2 protein-coding genes and 1 pseudogene are annotated in these 2,927 nt (G+C 66.1%); all 3 read left to right on the top strand.

Annotation, left to right across the window (positions count from 1 at the left end; all coding sequences use genetic code 11):
* Positions 1-272: 272 nt before the first annotated feature.
* Positions 273-1,424 carry a glycosyltransferase gene (locus tag QOJ24_RS25205; protein WP_526266130.1) on the top strand — a complete coding sequence of 384 codons (1,152 nt, stop codon included), beginning with the start codon at positions 273-275 and terminating at the stop codon, positions 1,422-1,424.
* On the top strand, positions 1,421-2,443 hold the full coding sequence (locus QOJ24_RS25200) for a glycosyltransferase (protein ID WP_526266128.1): 1,023 nt from the start codon (positions 1,421-1,423) through the stop codon (positions 2,441-2,443). The genes QOJ24_RS25205 and QOJ24_RS25200 overlap by 4 nt, the downstream gene beginning before the upstream one ends.
* Positions 2,440-2,927: pseudogene (locus QOJ24_RS25195) on the top strand (glycoside hydrolase family 130 protein); the annotation flags it as partial. The gene QOJ24_RS25200 and the pseudogene QOJ24_RS25195, both read left to right, overlap by 4 nt.

The raw sequence follows: 2,927 nt of genomic DNA, 5'->3' as shown, positions 1-2,927 counted from the left end.
GCGGCCTATCTCGATCTCTACGACCGATGCATCGCGGGCTCGCTTGCGGGCCAACGATCAAGGGTCTCTGCATGATTGTCCCGCCGACGTTGCCGCAGGTCGTTGGGTGTACCGTTGAGGTGTTGGTAACCCAGCCAGTCCGGAATGCATTCGCCGTCATCCGCTTATCGCCGAGCAACCGCTCAAGCCGGACATGCAGGTAACAACCGTCAATCGGGATTACCTTGACTGCTCCATCCTTTTCTCCGTCCAGTTTCTCTCCCTTTAAATCGATCCTCGACCCCGCTGGGGCGCAACGCTTTTCGAGAGGCGCTCGTGTCGGCGTGCTCAGTACCTATGCGCCGACCCACTGCGGCTTAGCGACGTTCACCGCTGCCCTGTCCGACGCATTGTGCGCGAATGGCGCCGACGTGAGTGTGGTGCGTGTGGCTGATGGGGCGCCGTCTTCGAGCGAGCGGGTGGTCGGAGAGCTGCTCAGCGGATCGGTGACATCGATTGCAGCGACCTCCGAGCTCCTGAATCAGAACGACGTCGCCGTTATCCAGCACGAGTATGGAATTTATGGCGGGGTCGACGGAGACGACGTGCTGGACATCATCGATGGCCTTCGGGTGCCGTCAATCGTCGTCGCCCACACTGTCCTCAAAAACCCGACGCCACACCAGCGTTCGGTGCTGGAGTCGATTGCGGCGATGGCCGATCAAGTGGTCGTCATGTCCGAGGCCGCGCGGCGACGGTTGTGTGCCGGCTTCGACGTGGACAGCCGGAAGGTCACCACGATCCCGCACGGCGCGGCCATCCCCAAGGGCGCTGCTGCGAAGCGTCCGAGCAGACCCACGCTCTTGACCTGGGGATTGCTGGGTCCTGGCAAGGGTGTCGAGCGGGTGATCGAGTCGATGACGTCACTGAAGGACCTACCTGGTCGGCCGCAGTATCTGATCGCCGGCCGGACACACCCGAAGGTCCTCGCCGACCACGGTGAGTCGTATCGCGATGCCAGGAAGGATCAGGCGCGCCGCCGCGGCGTGGCGGATTCGGTGTCGTTCGACCCCCGCTACTGGGGCGTGTCGAAGTTGCCTGCCCTGATTCAGTCCGCCTCGGTCGTCGTGCTGCCCTATGACTCCACCGACCAGGTCACCTCCGGTGTTTTGGTCGACGCGATCGCGTGTGGCCGACCCGTGGTGGCCACCGCGTTTCCGCACGCGGTCGAACTGCTCGGTACCGGAGCAGGCATCGTCGTCGACCACGACGATCCGGATGCCATGGCGCTCGCCCTGCGCCAGGTGCTGACGCAGCCGCGTCTCGCGGGTTCGATGGCGGGGGAGGCCCGCCGATTGGCGCCCGAGATGGCGTGGTCGGTGGTGGCGAGCGCGTACCTGAGCCTGGCGGACAGGCTCCACGACGACAGGCGGGCGATGGTATGACGACCGGGATACCGCCTGCCAACTTCGACCATCTGCTACGGCTGACAGACCGTCGCGGCACCTTCGAGCATGCGTGTTTCGCCGAACCCCGGCCGGAGGACGGTTACTGCACCGACGACATGGCCCGGGTTCTTGTCGTAGCCACCAGAGAACCCGACGCCGAGGGACCCGTGAAGGGTCTCGCCGGGCTTGCGGTGCGGTTCCTGAACGAGGCGCAGGCCTATAACGGTGCATGCCGCAATCGGATGGACCGGCTGGGCCGGTGGACGGACGAGCCGAAAACGGACGACGCCTGGGGCAGATGCATCTGGGGCCTCGGCACGGCCGCCGCTCACAGCGACGTGGGCTTGGTTCGCAAGTTGGCGGTCGTTCAGTTCGAGCGCGCCGCCCAGAAACGGTCGACATCGCCACGAGCGATGGCCTTTGCAGCGCTGGGAGCCGCCGAGCTTCTCGCCGTCCAACCCGAGCACCCCGCGGCACGCAAGCTCGTCACCGACTATGTCGCTTCGCTCGCCGCACCTAACGGCGACGTTTCGTGGCCGTGGCCCGAGCCGCGGCTGGCGTACGCGAACGCAGTGCTACCCGAGGCGATGATCGCTGCGGGCGTTGCCCTCGAGGACGCGGCATTGCAGCAGCGTGGCCTCAATCTGCTGGGCTGGCTGCTCAACTACGAAACGGGCGACGGCCATCTGTCTCCCACCCCGGTGGGTGGCAGAGGACCTGACGACGTCAGGCCCGCGTTCGACCAGCAGCCGATCGAGGTCGCCGCACTGGCCGATGCGTGCGCACGTGCCGCTGCCGTCGACGCGGCTGCGACGTGGCCCGACGGTGTCGCGGCCGCTGCCGCCTGGTTCCAGGGTGCCAATGACTCGGGACAGGTCATGTGGGACCCGGAGACCGGCGGCGGGTTCGACGGGCTCCTCGTCGACGGGGTGAACCAGAACCAGGGCGCGGAGTCGACTCTGGCCGTGATCGCCACGATGCAGCATGCGCAACGCTTCGCCGTTGTGCCGCAATGACTTCGGTGCGGGCCGGACTAGTCACCCGTAGCCCGCAGCGACTCGCAGCCGACCCGTCGAGGGTCATCACTCAACTCTTTGTCCCCGGACAGGAGGGTTTCGAGCACCGGGACTCCCGAGCGGGAGCCGTGCTGAGACGCATCCTCGCCCTCGACGAGGATGAGGTGCGGGTGGCGCTGGACGATGTCATGACGCGCTTCGACGGCCGGCACCGGGATCTGGTCGGAACTTTCCGCACTCATGCCGGTGAACTCACCGACCGCCTGGATATGGATTTGACGCGGTCGCCGGCGCGAATGTTATTGCTGGGAGCCACATTCACCAGTGAATACGCCATCGAGGCGGCGGCGCTGTGCAACCCGAGCATCGTCGCCCACCCGGATCAGACGGGTGTGGCCGCAGGCAGCCTGCGATTCGTGATGAGCGTCCGCGGTATCGGCGAAGGGCACCGGTCATCGATCGGGTTCCGGACGGGCGTGATCGA

It is taken from the genome of Mycobacterium sp. (genome assembly GCF_032159775.1).
Taxonomy (GTDB): domain Bacteria; phylum Actinomycetota; class Actinomycetes; order Mycobacteriales; family Mycobacteriaceae; genus Mycobacterium.
The sequence above is the reverse complement of the archived record's forward strand: the minus strand, read 5'-3'. Positions and strand labels throughout refer to the sequence as shown.